The organism is Anaeromicropila populeti (genome assembly GCF_900112775.1).
Classification (GTDB): Bacteria; Bacillota; Clostridia; order Lachnospirales; family Lachnospiraceae; genus Anaeromicropila_A; species Anaeromicropila_A populeti.
On the sequence record NZ_FOYZ01000015.1, the window covers coordinates 1 to 15763 of the forward strand.

General features: G+C 33.5%; 18 protein-coding genes, 7 tRNA genes and 1 rRNA gene. 18 read left to right on the top strand and 8 right to left on the bottom strand.

Annotated features, from left to right (window positions below; translation table 11 throughout):
- The 18 genes from BM305_RS15605 to BM305_RS19900 all read left to right on the top strand — a co-directional run.
- A 23S ribosomal RNA gene (locus BM305_RS15605) occupies window positions 1-293 on the top strand; the annotation flags it as partial.
- Window positions 294-351: 58 nt separating this feature from the next.
- Window positions 352-425: transfer RNA gene (locus BM305_RS15610), tRNA-Asp, on the top strand.
- Between the two features lie 42 nt (window positions 426-467).
- Window positions 468-540, top strand: a tRNA-Val gene (locus BM305_RS15615).
- A 71-nt stretch (window positions 541-611) separates the two neighbouring features.
- Window positions 612-684: transfer RNA gene (locus tag BM305_RS15620), tRNA-Thr, on the top strand.
- Between the two features lie 8 nt (window positions 685-692).
- Window positions 693-774 (top strand) — tRNA-Tyr (locus tag BM305_RS15625).
- A 29-nt stretch (window positions 775-803) separates the two neighbouring features.
- Window positions 804-876 (top strand) — tRNA-Met (locus BM305_RS15630).
- A 43-nt stretch (window positions 877-919) separates the two neighbouring features.
- Window positions 920-992, top strand: a tRNA-Phe gene (locus tag BM305_RS15635).
- A gap of 39 nt (window positions 993-1031) precedes the next feature.
- Window positions 1032-1104: transfer RNA gene (locus BM305_RS15640), tRNA-Lys, on the top strand.
- 82 nt (window positions 1105-1186) lie between these two features.
- Window positions 1187-1909, top strand: a complete 723-nt coding sequence (locus BM305_RS15645; protein ID WP_330393512.1) for an NAD-dependent protein deacylase — start codon at window positions 1187-1189, stop codon at window positions 1907-1909.
- Window positions 1910-2118: 209 nt separating this feature from the next.
- On the top strand, window positions 2119-3075 hold the full coding sequence (locus BM305_RS15650) for a beta-ketoacyl-ACP synthase III (RefSeq protein WP_092562884.1): 957 nt from the start codon (window positions 2119-2121) through the stop codon (window positions 3073-3075).
- Between the two features lie 58 nt (window positions 3076-3133).
- Window positions 3134-3364 carry an acyl carrier protein gene (acpP, locus tag BM305_RS15655; RefSeq protein ID WP_092562887.1) on the top strand — a complete coding sequence of 77 codons (231 nt, stop codon included), beginning with the start codon at window positions 3134-3136 and terminating at the stop codon, window positions 3362-3364.
- A 23-nt stretch (window positions 3365-3387) separates the two neighbouring features.
- The gene (fabD, locus tag BM305_RS15660; RefSeq protein WP_092562890.1) at window positions 3388-4329 is read left to right on the top strand and encodes an ACP S-malonyltransferase; all 942 of its coding nucleotides are present in this window, start codon (window positions 3388-3390) and stop codon (window positions 4327-4329) included.
- A gap of 12 nt (window positions 4330-4341) precedes the next feature.
- Complete coding sequence (gene fabG, locus BM305_RS15665) at window positions 4342-5082, top strand: 3-oxoacyl-[acyl-carrier-protein] reductase (RefSeq protein WP_092562893.1); 741 nt, start codon at window positions 4342-4344, stop codon at window positions 5080-5082.
- Window positions 5083-5102: 20 nt separating this feature from the next.
- The gene (fabF, locus tag BM305_RS15670) at window positions 5103-6341 is read left to right on the top strand and encodes a beta-ketoacyl-ACP synthase II (protein WP_092562896.1); all 1239 of its coding nucleotides are present in this window, start codon (window positions 5103-5105) and stop codon (window positions 6339-6341) included.
- Between the two features lie 17 nt (window positions 6342-6358).
- Window positions 6359-6781 carry a 3-hydroxyacyl-ACP dehydratase FabZ gene (fabZ, locus tag BM305_RS15675; RefSeq protein WP_092562900.1) on the top strand — a complete coding sequence of 141 codons (423 nt, stop codon included), beginning with the start codon at window positions 6359-6361 and terminating at the stop codon, window positions 6779-6781.
- Window positions 6782-6884: 103 nt separating this feature from the next.
- Window positions 6885-7538: a cadherin-like beta sandwich domain-containing protein gene (locus tag BM305_RS15680; protein ID WP_092562903.1), complete on the top strand. Its 654-nt coding sequence runs from the start codon at window positions 6885-6887 to the stop codon at window positions 7536-7538.
- A 68-nt stretch (window positions 7539-7606) separates the two neighbouring features.
- The gene (locus tag BM305_RS15685; RefSeq protein ID WP_092562906.1) at window positions 7607-8047 is read left to right on the top strand and encodes a TM2 domain-containing protein; all 441 of its coding nucleotides are present in this window, start codon (window positions 7607-7609) and stop codon (window positions 8045-8047) included.
- Between the two features lie 122 nt (window positions 8048-8169).
- Entirely contained in the window at window positions 8170-8478 is a 309-nt protein-coding gene (locus BM305_RS19900) for a DUF2752 domain-containing protein (RefSeq protein WP_408606132.1), read from the top strand.
- A 29-nt stretch (window positions 8479-8507) separates the two neighbouring features.
- Here the strand turns inward: BM305_RS19900 and BM305_RS15695 are convergent, their stop codons facing one another.
- The 8 genes from BM305_RS15695 to BM305_RS15730 form a co-directional block, all read right to left on the bottom strand.
- On the bottom strand, window positions 8508-9050 hold the full coding sequence (locus tag BM305_RS15695) for a DUF4190 domain-containing protein (RefSeq protein ID WP_092562912.1): 543 nt from the start codon (window positions 9048-9050) through the stop codon (window positions 8508-8510).
- Window positions 9051-9126: 76 nt separating this feature from the next.
- Window positions 9127-10545, bottom strand: coding sequence for a D-alanyl-D-alanine carboxypeptidase family protein (locus BM305_RS15700; protein WP_177214765.1), 1419 nt, complete (start codon window positions 10543-10545; stop codon window positions 9127-9129).
- Window positions 10546-10577: 32 nt separating this feature from the next.
- Window positions 10578-11195: a V-type ATP synthase subunit D gene (locus BM305_RS15705; RefSeq protein WP_092562918.1), complete on the bottom strand. Its 618-nt coding sequence runs from the start codon at window positions 11193-11195 to the stop codon at window positions 10578-10580.
- A 19-nt stretch (window positions 11196-11214) separates the two neighbouring features.
- Window positions 11215-12600, bottom strand: a complete 1386-nt coding sequence (locus BM305_RS15710; protein ID WP_092562921.1) for a V-type ATP synthase subunit B — start codon at window positions 12598-12600, stop codon at window positions 11215-11217.
- A 39-nt stretch (window positions 12601-12639) separates the two neighbouring features.
- Window positions 12640-14406 carry a V-type ATP synthase subunit A gene (locus BM305_RS15715; RefSeq protein WP_092562924.1) on the bottom strand — a complete coding sequence of 589 codons (1767 nt, stop codon included), beginning with the start codon at window positions 14404-14406 and terminating at the stop codon, window positions 12640-12642.
- 26 nt (window positions 14407-14432) lie between these two features.
- On the bottom strand, window positions 14433-14999 hold the full coding sequence (locus BM305_RS15720) for a V-type ATP synthase subunit E (protein WP_092562927.1): 567 nt from the start codon (window positions 14997-14999) through the stop codon (window positions 14433-14435).
- A gap of 19 nt (window positions 15000-15018) precedes the next feature.
- Complete coding sequence (locus BM305_RS15725; protein WP_092562930.1) at window positions 15019-15327, bottom strand: V-type ATP synthase subunit F; 309 nt, start codon at window positions 15325-15327, stop codon at window positions 15019-15021.
- A 10-nt stretch (window positions 15328-15337) separates the two neighbouring features.
- The gene (locus tag BM305_RS15730; RefSeq protein WP_092562933.1) at window positions 15338-15757 is read right to left on the bottom strand and encodes an ATP synthase subunit C; all 420 of its coding nucleotides are present in this window, start codon (window positions 15755-15757) and stop codon (window positions 15338-15340) included.
- Window positions 15758-15763: the final 6 nt, after the last annotated feature.

Below are 15763 nucleotides of genomic sequence, written 5' to 3' on the forward strand. Positions count from 1 at the left end.
CGGTCCCTATCCGGCGCGGGCGTAGGATATTTGAGAGGAGCTGTCCTTAGTACGAGAGGACCGGGATGGACGAACCTCTGGTGTATCGGTTGTCTTACCAAAGGCATGGCCGAGTAGCCAAGTTTGGAAGGGATAAACGCTGAAGGCATCTAAGCGTGAAGCCCCCCTCAAGATAAGATATCCCTGCCGAAAGGCAATAAGACCCCTTGCAGACTACGAGGTAGATAGGTCAGAGGTGGAAGTGTGGCAACACATGGAGCTGACTGATACTAATAGGTCGAAGGCTTAATCAAAAAGTTTGGATGAATACAGTGTGTAGTTTTGAAGGTATGAATAGTACCTTTCAAGTACGGCCTAGTGGCTCAGTTGGTTAGAGCGCCGCCCTGTCACGGCGGAGGTCGAGGGTTCGAGTCCCTTCTGGGTCGTTTAAAAAGTAAATATTTTGTTATTTGTTGTAAGAAAAATGTGGGATCTTAGCTCAGCTGGGAGAGCATCTGCCTTACAAGCAGAGGGTCACAGGTTCGAGCCCTGTAGGTCCCATTGGTTTTGTATAATATAATGAAATGTGAATATAATAATATATACAAAACAACTATTAGATAATTGGATATGCCGACGTGGCTCAATTGGCAGAGCAGCTGACTTGTAATCAGCAGGTTATCGGTTCAAGTCCGATCGTCGGCTTTAAATATGGATGGATTCCCGAGTGGCCAAAGGGGGCAGACTGTAAATCTGTTAGCAACGCTTTCGAAGGTTCGAATCCTTCTCCATCCATTAGCCTTTAAATAGGTTTTATATAATATCGCGGGGTGGAGCAGCTGGAAGCTCGTCGGGCTCATAACCCGAAGGTCGCAGGTTCAAATCCTGTCCCCGCAATTTTTATGCAAAATTTTGTATAAATTAATAGGAAGTAGAGCATGCCCAGATAGCTCAGTCGGTAGAGCAGAGGACTGAAAATCCTCGTGTCACTGGTTCGATTCCGGTTCTGGGCATTTCATATGCACTAAGTCATGTGTAAATGATATTTTTATGGGATATTAGCTCAGTCGGTAGAGCACTTGACTTTTAATCAAGTTGTCCGGGGTTCGAATCCCCGATGTCTCATTTTATGATAAAGTACAAGTAACAGATTATAAAACAAAAGTTTTATAATCTTTTTTTTATTTAAGAGAGGAAGGAATACATTTTGAATCAATTAGAAATATTAAAGCAGTGGATTTTAGAAAGTAAAAAAATAGTTTTTTTTGGTGGTGCTGGTGTAAGTACTGAAAGTGGAATACCTGATTTTCGAAGTGTAGATGGTCTTTATAATTTAAAGTATAAATATCCACCTGAAAAAATACTTAGCAGATCGTTTTTTAAGGAGCATATAGATGAGTTTTATGAATTTTATAGGGATAAAATGATTTATTTAAATGCAGAACCCAATATTACACATAAGGTACTTGCAAATATGGAGCAGTCTGGTAAAAAAATAATTGTTATAACTCAAAATATAGATGGATTACATCAAAAAGCAGGAAGTAAAAATGTAATAGAACTTCATGGTTCTGTTTTAAGAAATTACTGTATGAAATGCAATAAATTTTATACAGTAGATACTATATTAGAACAAGAAGTTCCAGTCTGTTCGTGTGGAGGCATTATAAAGCCAGATGTAGTATTATATGAAGAAGGACTAAAAAATGTTATTATTGAAAAGGCAATTAGTGCTTTAGTAGAAGCAGATATGGTTATAGTAGGTGGAACATCATTATCTGTATATCCAGCAGCTGGAATGATTCAATATTATAAGGGTAACAAATTAGTATTAATTAATAAAACCTCTACTTCATATGATAAATATGCAAATTTACTTATTCAAGAGTCACTAGGAAAAATATTTACGGATATTGAAATTAATGTATAATTTTTGGTTAAAGAGAAATGATATACAAATAATTATATTACTAATGTAATTGAATGAAATATTTAGTTAAAAAATTAATAAAAATATTACTGTTAAATTTTAGAATTTTTAGATTTAATAGTTGACAAACTATATATATAATAATATACTTTGAATATCAAAGCATTTGAAACACAAATAAATAATAAATTATGAAGGTAGAGGATATAATGAAAATAATTGGAACAGGAAGTTATTATCCTGAATATATATTAACAAATAAAAGATTAGAAGAACTTGTAGAAACAAGTGACGAGTGGATTAAGGAAAGAACAGGTATTCAGGAAAGGAGAATATCTCAAGGTGAAGGTTCCTCTGTATTAGCAATTAATGCTGCAAAGAATGCATTAGACAATGCAAAAATTCAACCTGAAGAATTGGATATGATAATTTTGTCAACAATAACTCCGGAGTGTTATGTCCCTAATATGGCATGTCTTGTACAGAATGCAATTGGTGCCTACAATGCCCTTTGTATAGAAATGAATGCGGCGTGTACTGGTTTTGTATATGCTTTGCATACAGCTAATTTATATTTAGAATCAGGTATGGTAAAAAAAGCACTTGTTATTGGAGTAGAAAGATTGTCTGAAATGATTGATTACACAGATAGGACAACTTGTGTACTATTTGGTGATGGAGCAGGAGCAGTAATAGTTGATAATAGTTCTAGCAGCTGCTATGCTGCAAAGTTAGGTTCGGATTCTAGAAAAATGAAAGCATTGTATTGCAAACATCCATCTTTAGTAAACTATATGTCAAAAGATAACTGCCAGAGAGACTATTTATATATGGATGGTCAAGAGATATTTAAATTTGTTTTAAGAATTATTCCACGTAATATAAAGGAATTGTTAGAACAGACCAATGTTGATGTAAGTGAAATAAAATATTTTGTATTGCATCAGGCAAACAAAAGGATTTTAGAAGCAGTTGCAAAAAAGTTAAATGTACCAGAAGAAAAATTTCCAATGAATTTGGATAAGTATGGTAATACATCGTCAGCATCTGTTCCAGTTTTGCTACATGAAATGAATGAAAAGAATATGCTTGCCAAGGGAGATAAAATAGTATTGAGTGCTTTTGGTGGTGGTTTAACATGGGGAACAATTATAATAGAATGGTAATGAATTTAGAGCTACATAATATAGCTTTATAAATAAAAATTTAATGGAGGAAATTAAAATGAAATTAGATGAATTAAAAGAGGTTGTTGCAAGTGAATTAGGAGTAGCAGTGGAAGAACTAACAGAGGATACAAAGTTTGTAGATGATTTAGGAGCTGACTCATTGGATTTATTTCAATTAGCTATGGCATTAGAAGAAAAGTTTGAAATTGAAATTCCAAGTGAGGATTTAGAAAAAATTATGTCTGTGGGAGATGCTTTGAAGTATATTGAAGAGAAGTTAGCATAATTAATAGGGGAAAAGGTGAAGAAATGAGTAAAATTGTATTTGTTTTTCCTGGTCAGGGAGCACAATATGTAGGGATGGCAAAAGAGTTTTATGATTCATTTGCCGAGTGTAAGGAAGTATTTGATAAAGCGGCTGAAGTTTTGGATTTTGATATTACAGAGTTATGTTTTAATGATAATGAGGATATTAATAAAACTGAATATACCCAGGCAGCTATTTTAACAGCTAGTATTAGTATATTGAGAGCTGTTGAGATGAGAGGAATAAAACCAGATTACACAGCAGGACTAAGCTTAGGAGAATTTAGTGCGCTTGTTGCAAATGGCACCTTTTCCTTTGAAGATGCAGTTAAAGTTGTTAGAAAACGCGGAATATATATGGAAAATGAAGTTCCGAATGGAAAAGGGACTATGGCAGCAGTGTTAGGCTTGAATAGTGATGTAATAGAAAGTATTTGTAATAAAGTTACAGTAGAAGAAGGAAACCCTGTGGAGCCAGCCAATTATAATTGTCCTGGGCAGGTTGTAATTTCAGGAGAAAGACAGGCTGTTTTAAGAGCAAAGGAAGAAATGGAACAGGCAGGCGCAAAAAAGGTTGTGTTACTAAATGTAAGCGGCCCATTTCACTCAGTAATGCTTGAGGGTGTTGAGGAAAAGTTAAGGAAAGAATTTGCGCAGGTAGAATTTCATAAGGGATTAATTCCATATGTTTCAAGTGTAACAGGGGAAAAGGTTGATGTAGATACTGATTTACAAATAATTAAGGGATTACTTGAAAAGCAGGTGCATGTTTCTGTAAAGTGGCAGCAGACAGTTGAAAAGCTGATTGAAGAGGGAGCAGATACTTTTATTGAAATAGGTCCAGGAAAAACATTAAGTGCATTTATAAAAAAGATAAATAGAGGAGTTAAAGTTGTAAATATAGAAAAAATTAGTGATTTGGATAAATTAAATGATCTTTTATGAGAGGATGAATTTATGTTTACAGATAAAATTGCATTGGTTACGGGGGCCAGTAGAGGTATTGGAAGAGAAGTAGCATTACAGCTTGCCAGAAATGGGGCATTTGTAATTGTAAATTATAATGGAAGCGAAGAAGCCGCAAAAAGTGTTTTAAACGAAATAGTAAGCATTGGTGGGAAAGCTGAGATTTACAAATGTAATGTTGGAAGTTTTAATGATGTAAAAACTATGATTGATTATATAATAAAGCAATATAAGAAAATTGACATATTAATTAATAACGCTGGAATTACAAGAGATAATTTATTGATTAAGATGAGTGAGAGTGAGTTTGACGATGTCTTAAATATCAACTTAAAAGGTGCCTTTAATACTTCAAAGCATGTAATAAAGTATATGATAAAGCAGCGTTCTGGTAAAATTGTTAATATTTCATCAGTAGTTGGACTTACTGGGAATGTCGGTCAGGTAAATTATTGTTCTTCAAAAGCTGGTATTATTGGTATGACAAAAAGTTTAGCAAAAGAAGTTGCTTCAAGAGGTATAAATGTTAATGCAATTGCACCAGGTTTTATTGAGACGGATATGTCAAATGAATTATCAGAAGATGTCATTAATAGTATAATGAATTCAATTCCAATGAAAAAGATTGGTCAGCCAGGTGACATTGCAGATGCGGTTATTTTTTTATCTTCGGAACAATCTAAGTATATTACAGGACAGACATTAGAAGTAAATGGCGGAATGAATATGTAAGAATATAAATGAGGTATAAAATGAGTAGAAGAGTTGTTATTACAGGAATGGGTGCATTAACTCCAATTGGAAATACAGTAGAAGAATTTTGGGCAGGTGTTAAGAAAGGTACAGTTGGTATTGAACCTATGACTCGATTTGATAATACTGATTTTAAAGTAAAGGTTGCTGCACAACTTAAAAATTTTAATGTTTTAGATCATATTAATGTTAGGGAAGCAAAAAGGCTGGATATGGAGAGTCAATATGCAATTGTTGCAGCAAGAGAAGCAATAAAAGATTCTGGTTTGCAAGTAACAGAGGAGAATGCAGATAGAATAGGATGTATTATCGGAACTGGAGTAGGTGGAATTCAAACACAGGAAAATGAGACTAGAAAGTTGGCCGATAAAGGACCTAAAAGAATTTCTCCGTTACTGGTACCTATGTTTATTTGTAACATGGCTGCTGGAAATGTTGCAATTGATTTGGGACTTAAGGGAAAATGTATTTGTGTAATCACTGCATGTGCAACAGGTACTAATTCTATTGGAGAAGCATATCGTAGTATTCAATATGGAGAAGTAGATGCAATGGTTACAGGAGGTACAGAGGCATCTATTTGTCCAATAGCAGTGTCTGGTTTTGTGGCATTAAATGCATTATCTTTATCAGAGGATCCGATGAAAGCATCAAGACCATTTGATAAGGAAAGAAATGGTTTTGTAATGGGTGAGGGTGCAGGTGTGTTGGTTTTAGAGGAGCTAGAACATGCAAAGGCACGTAATGCTCATATATATGCAGAAATTGTTGGATATGGTTCTACTTGTGATGCAAATCATATTACAAGTCCTTTAGAGGACGGTAGTGGTGCTGGAAAGGCAATGCTTCAAGCAATTAAAGAGGCTGGTATTACACCAGAAAAAATTGATTATGTAAATGCTCATGGTACAAGTACAGAATTAAATGATTTGTACGAGACAAGAGCAATTAAGTATGCTCTTAGGGAACATGCTTATAAGACGGTTGTTAATTCAACTAAATCAATGGTTGGACATTTATTAGGAGCAGCAGGAGCAGTAGAATTAATTACATGTGTAAAATCAATTAATGAGCAATATGTTCATGCTACAGTTGGATTACATAATTCAGATCCAGAATGTGATTTAGATTATGTTCCAAATGAGGGAAGAAATATAAAGGTTGATTATGCAATATCTAATTCATTAGGTTTTGGTGGGCATAATGCCAGTCTTATTGTAAAAAAATACGAAGAATAATTTAAAAGGGGACTATTATGTTAGGAATAGAGGATATAAAAAAAATTATACCCCATCGTGCACCGATGTTATTAATTGATAAGGTAGATAAATTGGTACCTGGAGTATCTTGTGTTGCCTATAAGGGAGTAACTTTTAATGAGCCATTTTTTGCTGGACACTATCCTGAATATCCTGTTATGCCTGGTGTTCTTGTAATAGAAGCAATGGCACAGTCAGGGGCTGTAATAGCATTAAGTTGTGATAAATATAAGGGGAAAATTATTTTATTTGGTGGAATTGAAAATGCAAAGTTTAGAAAACCAGTAGAACCAGGTTCTCTTTTAAGAATTGAGACTGAATTAGTTAAAATAAAAGGACCTGTAGGAAAAGGTCATTCAAAAGCTTACGTAGATGATGAACTAAAAGTTGAAGCAGATTTAACATTTGTAATTAGATAAAAAGAGATGTCTAGGCATCTTTTTTTATTGTCCCAGTATATTACGAATTTCATATGGTTAAAATAGTTATAGTATACTATGTTAATTATAAAGGAGAAAAAATATGAGTGTAACTATTTATAAATCAAGTGTGGCAAAAAAATGTTTATCAGGACTTAGTGTAAATGATATAAATAGTGAGTTGTGTTTAAATCCAGGGTTTTTACCAACCGTTTTGGAATATAAAATTAGTACAGAGTATGATTTACCAGAGACTCCAGATGAGTATAGTATTACAATTACACCTACTATGGAGTCTGTAGGAAAAATAAAGGTAAATGGAACAGAAGTGGAAAATGGACAGCCTTCTTTTCAAATAAATTTGGACGTAGGGCTTAATACTATACCAATTCAGATTATTTCTAATACGGGAAATATTATGCGGGAATATAAGATTTTAATTACACGTGCAAGTAATGCAAACTTAAAAGAACTTGTAATAGGAAATGATTTATTGACAACTGAATTAACTCCGGCTTTTCTCTCTAATATGTTTTTTTATTCAGCTGATTTTAGGGCATATAATATTTCATCAATTAATGTAAAAGCAAAAGCAGAAGATCCAAAAGCATTTATTCGAATTAATGGTATAAATATACAGGGGGATTCTAATTCTGTTAATATTGAATTAGTGCCAGGCAGTAACTTAATTTATGTTACAGTAGGCTCTCATGTTGGAAGTTTACAACAAACTTACCAAATTGTTTTACAAAAATAAATCCAATTGAAAGCACAATATAACTGTGGTAAACTATTAACATACTATTTGAAGGGATGTATGTGAAAATGTTTTGTAGAAATTGTGGTGAGCAATATCCAGTGGAGACCTCAGTTGTTTGTGTTAAATGTGGGACACCAAAAGGAAAAGGAAAAGCTTTTTGTCCCTATTGTGGGGAAAGACTTGCACCAAATAGTGAGATTTGTCTGCGATGCGGATCTTCTGTTATTATGATAGATGATTCAGGACAAAAATCCAGAGTAGCTGCCGGGCTTTTTGCGATATTCTTTGGAACTTTTGGTGTACATAATTTTTATTTAGGTTATACAACAAAAGCAATTATTCAGTTATGTGTGAGTTCGGTTAGTATATTGTTAATGTGTTGTACATTTGGAATTACAGGAATTATAACTGGTGGAATTGGAATATGGGCTTTTGTAGAAGGAATTTTAATTTTAGCAGGGAAAATTAATGTGGATGGAAATGGAATTCCATTAAAAGATCAATGAACAAAAGAAAGCAAAAACCTAGTCCTGAAGCTTGTTTATATATAATAGGATGTGTATTTTTTTCACTTGTAATCTGCCTTGAAGTAATAAAAAAAGTATTTCATATTAATATTATAAGAAAAATGCCTCCTTGTTTCTTTCATGCATATACAGGATATTATTGTCCTGGTTGTGGGGGCACAAGGGCAACACAATATTTAATTCATGGCCATATTATAAAAAGTTTTATTTATCATCCCTTGGTTCCGTACCTGGGAATTGGTGGCATGCTTTTTATGATAAGTCATACAATAGCTTTTTTTTCAAAAGGTAAAATCAAAGGAATAAAATATCATGATTTTTATGTAATATTAATGGCAGTTATTATTATTGTACAGTTTCTAGTAAAAAATGCTCTTATTTATTTTTTTCATATTTATTTGTTGAAATAAAAATAGGATTACAATGTAATCCTATTTTTTTAATAACTATTATAATCATTTAAAAAGCTATTAATTCCAGTAGATGAATAATCATTGCTATATACAACAATTAATACAATACCAATAATAATTAAAATAGATAAAATGGCACCTATTATAGAACAAACAATTCCGCCAATAGCTTGACCAGTAAATCTAGGTTCACCCTTCTTACTAATAATACCAAGAATTAATCCAACAATGCCCATTAATATACCAAAACCATAGCAACAAGAAAAAGGTATAGATAAAATTCCTAATACCAAGGAAGCAATTGCTAAACCGTTTACTTTCTTTGGTTCAAACTGTGACTGCATATTATATCCATATTGTTCATTAAAATCATTTGCCTGATTATAGTTAGGCTTCTGGTTATAATTGTTGCTCTGTTGGTTATAGTTAGGTTGCTGATTAAAATTCATTGGCTGAGAACCATATCCAGGCTGCGGTTCCATATGATCTGATTGCAGGTTATTACTAGTCTGCAAATCAGAATTGCCGGTTGTATCTAAACCAGTCTGTTCATTATCATTGTAGTCCATTAAAAAATCCTCCCTTTGCTCATTATGTAACTCTGGTATAATTTTATCATAATTAAGTTTTAAAGACAATTTATTTTTAGAAGTTACGACGGTTATAATTTCGATACCGTCTATAATGTTGGCGAAGAGAAAAATTCTTTGCTCGTTTTCTTTTTATATGATATGATATAGCAAAAAAAACAATAATAATTAGCGTAATAATAACTATGCATATAATAATAACGGGAAATACCTTATTAGTTGAATCACTTCCAATTTGATCTTGTTTTACTTCTTGAATAGATGTTTTGGTAACTAATCTTGGAGAATCAATTTGATTGTATATTATGTTTCCAGAACCAACAACTTTTCCGTCATAAGTATATTCAATAGTTCCAATTATATTTTCACCAGGTGATAAAGAAGTATCATGAAAATATGATATTGTCTGTGTAACTTCTGAAATATCAACATTATTTGGTAGAATAACAGAGGAACAGTTATCCAAGTAAATTGGAAGTTGACCATTATTTAAAAGAGAATTATAACGATCAAATAATGGAAAATCTTCTTCTAGACTGTTAGACTCTAATGATGAAATAGTTTGTATACTGTAGTTTTGAAAGCAAAAATCAAATAATTTTTTAGTATCTGTATATTCATTAGAGGGATAAGCAGGTCCTTGCGATTTCATTACAACACAAATTAAAGTCATACCGTCTTTTTCAGCAAAGGTTACTAAAGTATTTTGCGCTTTAGTGGTATAACCTGTTTTTCCACCTATACAATATTCATATTCGTATTGAGGATATTTATATCCGTTTAGCATCTGATGATGATTTTTAATCCAATCTCTGGCAGGCTTAATATTTGTCTTAGGAATAATATAACTCTTTGTACTCGTTATTTTTCTAAAAGTTTCGTTTTTTATTGCCTCACGACTGATAAGAGCCATGTCGTAAGCTGTTGTATAATGGTTATCATCATGTAAACCGTTTGGGTTCATGAAATGAGAATCCGTACAACCTAATTCTTGTGCTTTTTGATTCATTAATTCTACGTAAGCATCAATACTTCCGGAAATATGTTCGGCAACACCCAGACATGCTTCATTAGCAGATTCCAGCATAATACCATAGAGACTTTGCTCCATAGTTAGTTGTTCACCCACATCAATGGCTATATGGCTGCTTCCTGGTTCAATTCCATACACTGCGTTTTTAGAATAGGTCACTATTTCATTTAGTGAGCTGTTTTCAAGGGCAATTAGTGTGGTAAGTATTTTAGTAATACTGGCAGGATAATGTACTTCATGTATGTTTTTTTCATACAAAATAAGTCCAGTGGCAGCATCCATAACAATTGCTGACTCAGAGCATAAACTGGAGGCATCAGGACCTTCTGGCCATTGAAAAGATGTGTTGTCATTAGTTTTATCAGCTTTTGCAATAGTTGGTTGAAAAAGTGATGTTAGTAAAAGCAAAAGTACAAAAATAATTGTAAATGGTTTTTTCATAAAAATAGTCCTCATTGATCTTTAATTTTCTATTAGTTGCAATGCATTTTTTTTATAACTTTTAACCGTGTAAACTCCTCGCGTTCTTTTTCCTCTAAAGCATTTTGGATTTCAATAGATAATGCAGTATAGTTAGGTATTGTTATATTTTGTAATGCATTTGCTCGTTTTTGGGTTTTTTTAATACTATTGGCTAATCGATAAGCAGCATTTTCAATCATTGACAGACGAATCGTTAATTCTTTTACTTTGTTAAATCGATTTACTGCTTCATCTAAAGACAAGCGTGTTCCATAAAAAGAATAAGTAGGTTTAATTCTTTTATTTTCAAATTCAACAAGTGGTATTTCAGTGCCCATAATACTGCGTTGCTTAATAACAATAGAATTTTCCTCAGGTATAGTATGACTCAATTCTTCTACATTGTAAATACCTAATTCAATATTTGCCCGTTGTAAAGCAAGATAAGCTGAATTAAATGTAGTATTTATTTCGTTTTGTATGTTGGATGCCTCATTAATAAGCTGCATTAATTCTCGTATTAAAATATTTCTTTTTTTATCCATTAACTCAAACCCCTGTCTGGCAAGTGCAAGAGAATTTTTTGCTAATATTAAATTACTTTTTGTTGGAAAAGAATTAGTATTCATTTAACCACCTCGTTTATCTCTACACAAAAGTAGTATTTTTATAATACTTATTCAGGATTTTTGTATCAATACGATCTAGTTCTTCTTTTGGTAACAGAGATAATAAATTCCAGCCCATATTTAAAGTATCTATTAACGAACGATTAGAACTGTAGCCTTGTGCAATAAATTCTGATTCTAAAGCTGTACCAAATCGTAAATATTTTTTATCAAGTGGGGATATTTCATCTTCACCAATTACACTTGCCAGGGCCCTGGCTTCTCCCACATGGGCATAGGAGGAGAAAAGCTGATTTGCAAGATCTTGATGATCTTCCCGTGTATAATCAGAACCAATACCATCTTTCATAAGACGTGATAAAGAGGGCAATATATTTATAGGTGGATAAATTGCCTTTTGATGTAAAAGACGGTCTAATACAATTTGTCCTTCTGTAATGTAACCTGTCAGGTCTGGAATAGGATGTGTAATATCATCATTTGGCATTGTTAAAATGGGTATTTGTGTAACCGAGCCATTAACACCAGAAATAATTCCTGCACGTTCATATAACGCTGCTAATTCACTATATAAATAGCCAGGATATCCTTTTCTGCTTGGAATTTCACCTTTGGAGGAGGAAACTTCACGCATTGCTTCTGCAAAGGAGGTTATATCAGTTAATATAACAAGAATGTGCATGTTTTTTTCAAATGCAAGATACTCCGCAGTAGTTAAAGCTACCTTTGGTGTAATTAGGCGCTCTATTACAGGATCATTTGCCAAATTTAAAAACATGGTTACATGTGAACTAACGCCATTTTCCTCAAATGTTTTTTTGAAAAACTCAGCTACATCATGTTTTATTCCCATAGCAGCAAATACGATACCAAATTGTTCATTAGAACGATTTCCCAAGGATGCTTGTTTGACTATCTGGGCGGCCAGCTGATCGTGTGGCAGACCATTTCCAGAAAAAATGGGCAGCTTTTGTCCTCGAATTAAAGTAGTCAAACAGTCAATTGAGGAAATACCGGTTTGAATATAATTTCTTGGATATTCTCTTTTGCATGGATTTAGTGGAAGACCATTTATATTTTTTTTGATAGGAGAAATAATTGGAGCTAATCCATCAATAGGTTTACCTATGCCATTAAAAATACGTCCTAAAATATCCTGGGACAAGGCAATTTCCATTGGATGTCCTGTTAATTTTGTACGAGTATTTTTGAGAGACATTTCTTCTGTTCCTTCAAATACCTGAATTACAGCCTTGTCCTCATAAATTTCAATAATTCTTCCTATCTTCTTATTAACATTTTCAACTGTAAATTCCACAATTTCTTCATAAGAAGCATCTTGAATACCTTCTAATACAATTAATGGACCATGAATTTCACTTAAGCCTAAGTATTCAATAGACATTAAAAAACTCCTTTCTAAATAAAATACTTATGTTTCAAATTATGCATTCGTAGTAATAAGCCGATTATAAAATTCATCAATCTGATTTTTATAAAGATCAAACTTATTTAGTTCGTTATTTGCCACATCATATTTAATTGATACAATACGTTCAAAAATACGATCTTCTCGCAGCAATGCCATAGGCATATTAAGTGCAATTAGCTGTTTACATTTTTCATACAGGTATAAAATAATTTCCATCATTTTGAGCTGCTTATTCATGGGAACGTAGGTATCTTCCTTATGAAATGCATTTTGTTGTACAAAGCCCAGTCGAATGACTCTTGCAATTTCTAAAATTAATTTTTGATCATCTGGAAGTACATCACTGCCTATTAATTTTACAATTTCATTTAGTTTGTTCTCTTGAGATAGAATGCTTAATATTTGGTTTCTACAGTTTATAAAACTGGTGCCTACATTTTGGGTATACCAAGGAGTTAGATCAAATATATAATCGCTATAACTGTTTAGCCAATTAATGGCTGGAAAATGCCTTGCATAGGCCAATGCCTTATCTAATGCCCAAAAGCATCTGACAAAACGTTTGGTATTTTGGGTTACTGGTTCTGAAAAGTCACCTCCCTGGGGAGATACTGCTCCAATTATGGAGACACTTCCTTCGGTGCCATTAATATTTTGCATAAAGCCAGCCCGTTCATAAAAAGCAGCCAGCCGGGATGCCAGATAGGCAGGAAAACCCTCTTCCGCAGGCATTTCTTCCAGACGTCCAGATAATTCCCGAAGTGCTTCAGCCCATCTGGAAGTAGAGTCAGCCATTATTGCTACATGATAGCCCATATCGCGATAATATTCGGCTAATGTAATTCCAGTGTAGATGCTGGCTTCTCTGGCAGCAACAGGCATATTTGAAGTATTAGCAATCAAAACGGTTCTTTCCAGAAGGAGATTACCCGATTTTGGATCTGTTAATTGTGAAAATTCTTCTAATACGTTGGTCATTTCATTACCACGTTCGCCACATCCAATATATAAAATAATATCCGCATTGGACCATTTTGCCAGTTGATGCTGTGTCATTGTTTTACCAGTGCCAAAACCGCCTGGAATGGCAGCAGTCCCTCCTTTTGCAATGGGGAAAAGTGTATCTAGAATTCTTTGACCAGTCAATAAAGGCTGTTCTGCTGAGAATCTTTTATTTACTGGTCGTGGAATTCGAATAGGCCACTTTTGTAGTAAAGATAATGGAAGTTCCTCATCTTGCTCATTTTTAATTGTTATAATAGGTGTATCAATTGTATAAGCACCATCTTGTAAAACATTTGTTACAATTCCAGATATATGTGGCGGAACCATACACTTATGAATAATAGAGGCTGTTTCAGGAACTTCAGCAATTATAGTTCCGCCCCATACTTTATCACCTGCCTTCACAGTAATATGAACGTCCCATTCTTTTTTCATATTAAGGGGAGATACACTAATTCCTGGTGGAATAAATGCACCTGAACTGTTAGCAATTACATTTAAGGGACGTTGAATACCATCAAAAATATTTCCAATAATACCAGGAGCTAATGTGACGGAAAGAGCGCTTCCTGTTGAGTAAACAAGTTCACCTGGCTTTAATCCTGTTGTATCTTCAAATACCTGAATTGTTATTATATCTTTTGTCAGACCAATTACTTCACCTACAAGTCGTTCTTTTCCGATATAGACCATTTCCCCCATTTTAAAATCTAGATTTTCCTTTATATAAACAACGGGGCCATTAACACCATATATAATTCCTGTTGGTTCCATTGTAATCACCTCCGGTTTTTTTGTTATTAAAATGAAAATTTCTCCAGTTCCTCTGCTAGTTTAGTTGCAAAAGAATAATCAATTAGTATGTTTTTCGTATGAATAATAGCACGAATACCACCAGTAAAATCATCCTTGCTTAACTCCAAAGAAATGCCAGTTTTCTCTTCTAAAAATTCTTTTTTATTAAAATCTGAAGAACTTAAGTAAATGGTTACTTCTGCACCTAAAATAAAATTTTTAGCAAAATTTATTTGTTTTTCCAACAATGTCAAATAGTCATTTGTCTTCATATAGGTCAATAGCTTTGAAAGAACCTTATTGTATATTATTTGTTCATACTCTTTGTTCTTTTCTGCCAATGTACGTTTTAACGAAAGAGTAGTATCTGAAATAATCTTATTTTTCTCTTTCATAATGGAGTCCTTTTCTATTTGCAGTAACTGTTCAGCAGCTTGTTGAGACTTTTCCTTTTGAATTTTTGCAGACTCCCTTAGGTTATTTTCATATTCCTTTAACAGTTCAATGCTTTGAGTGGTTGCATCACTAATAGCAGCATTGTAAAATATATCTAGTTTTTCATTTAAGGTCATAGAATACCACCCCCACACTTTATAATTTAAGACCAATTGCTTCTTTTACATAGTTAGTTATAAAATCTGGTTTTCGTCCAGTTCCATGTCTATCAGGAATTTCTACAATTAGCGGAAGACGACGGTTAAGTTTTACGTCATCTATAATATCAGGAAATTCCCGTCCAAACTTTTCTGTTAGTAGAACGATTCCCACTTCTTTATCCTTAAATGCTTTCTCTAATTCCTCTTTTAAATGCTCTTTTGAATGAATCACAACACCATTTACACCGGCAAGCCGCATACCTGTATAGGTATCCACATTATCACTTATTAAATACATTTTCATAACACCATTCCTATCCTAATATAGTAAAGGAGATAAGCAGGCCATATAAGGCAATAGATTCTGCAAGGGCAACAAAAATCAGTGCTTTACCCATAATGCTGGAATCTTCGCTTAAGGCTCCAAGGGCTGAGCTGGCAGCAGAGGCAACGGCAATACCAGCGCCAATACAGGAGAGCCCTGTAGACAAAGCGGCAGCCATGTATTTCCAACCGCTTTCGGCGGTATTTGTAACGGCATCTGCTTCAGCAGCAGAAATTTTTCCTCCAAATAAAAAGATATCAGCGATAATCAGGGTTCCAAAGAAAAATAATATGTTAAAGCCCAATGCAGCTATAAAGCTGCCTTTTTTCTTTTCACTAAACAGATATACTCCAAAAGGAATTACAATACTAAAAATAAGTATAGAAGCAAAAATTATTTTTGTAGTCATAAGGCT

Coding starts and splice junctions, on each gene's coding strand:
- BM305_RS15725 (WP_092562930.1), bottom strand. CDS start 15,327: ATGAAAATGTATTTAATAAGTGATAATGTGGATACCTATACAGGTATG.
- acpP (WP_092562887.1), top strand. CDS start 3,134: ATGAAATTAGATGAATTAAAAGAGGTTGTTGCAAGTGAATTAGGAGTA.
- fabG (WP_092562893.1), top strand. CDS start 4,342: ATGTTTACAGATAAAATTGCATTGGTTACGGGGGCCAGTAGAGGTATT.
- fabF (WP_092562896.1), top strand. CDS start 5,103: ATGAGTAGAAGAGTTGTTATTACAGGAATGGGTGCATTAACTCCAATT.
- BM305_RS15650 (WP_092562884.1), top strand. CDS start 2,119: ATGAAAATAATTGGAACAGGAAGTTATTATCCTGAATATATATTAACA.
- BM305_RS15710 (WP_092562921.1), bottom strand. CDS start 12,600: ATGTCTATTGAATACTTAGGCTTAAGTGAAATTCATGGTCCATTAATT.
- fabD (WP_092562890.1), top strand. CDS start 3,388: ATGAGTAAAATTGTATTTGTTTTTCCTGGTCAGGGAGCACAATATGTA.
- BM305_RS15680 (WP_092562903.1), top strand. CDS start 6,885: ATGAGTGTAACTATTTATAAATCAAGTGTGGCAAAAAAATGTTTATCA.
- BM305_RS15685 (WP_092562906.1), top strand. CDS start 7,607: ATGTTTTGTAGAAATTGTGGTGAGCAATATCCAGTGGAGACCTCAGTT.
- BM305_RS15715 (WP_092562924.1), bottom strand. CDS start 14,406: ATGGAACCAACAGGAATTATATATGGTGTTAATGGCCCCGTTGTTTAT.
- fabZ (WP_092562900.1), top strand. CDS start 6,359: ATGTTAGGAATAGAGGATATAAAAAAAATTATACCCCATCGTGCACCG.
- BM305_RS15730 (WP_092562933.1), bottom strand. CDS start 15,757: ATGACTACAAAAATAATTTTTGCTTCTATACTTATTTTTAGTATTGTA.
- BM305_RS15720 (WP_092562927.1), bottom strand. CDS start 14,999: ATGACCTTAAATGAAAAACTAGATATATTTTACAATGCTGCTATTAGT.
- BM305_RS15705 (WP_092562918.1), bottom strand. CDS start 11,195: ATGAATACTAATTCTTTTCCAACAAAAAGTAATTTAATATTAGCAAAA.
- BM305_RS15700 (WP_177214765.1), bottom strand. CDS start 10,545: ATGAAAAAACCATTTACAATTATTTTTGTACTTTTGCTTTTACTAACA.
- BM305_RS19900 (WP_408606132.1), top strand. CDS start 8,170: ATGCCTCCTTGTTTCTTTCATGCATATACAGGATATTATTGTCCTGGT.
- BM305_RS15695 (WP_092562912.1), bottom strand. CDS start 9,050: ATGGACTACAATGATAATGAACAGACTGGTTTAGATACAACCGGCAAT.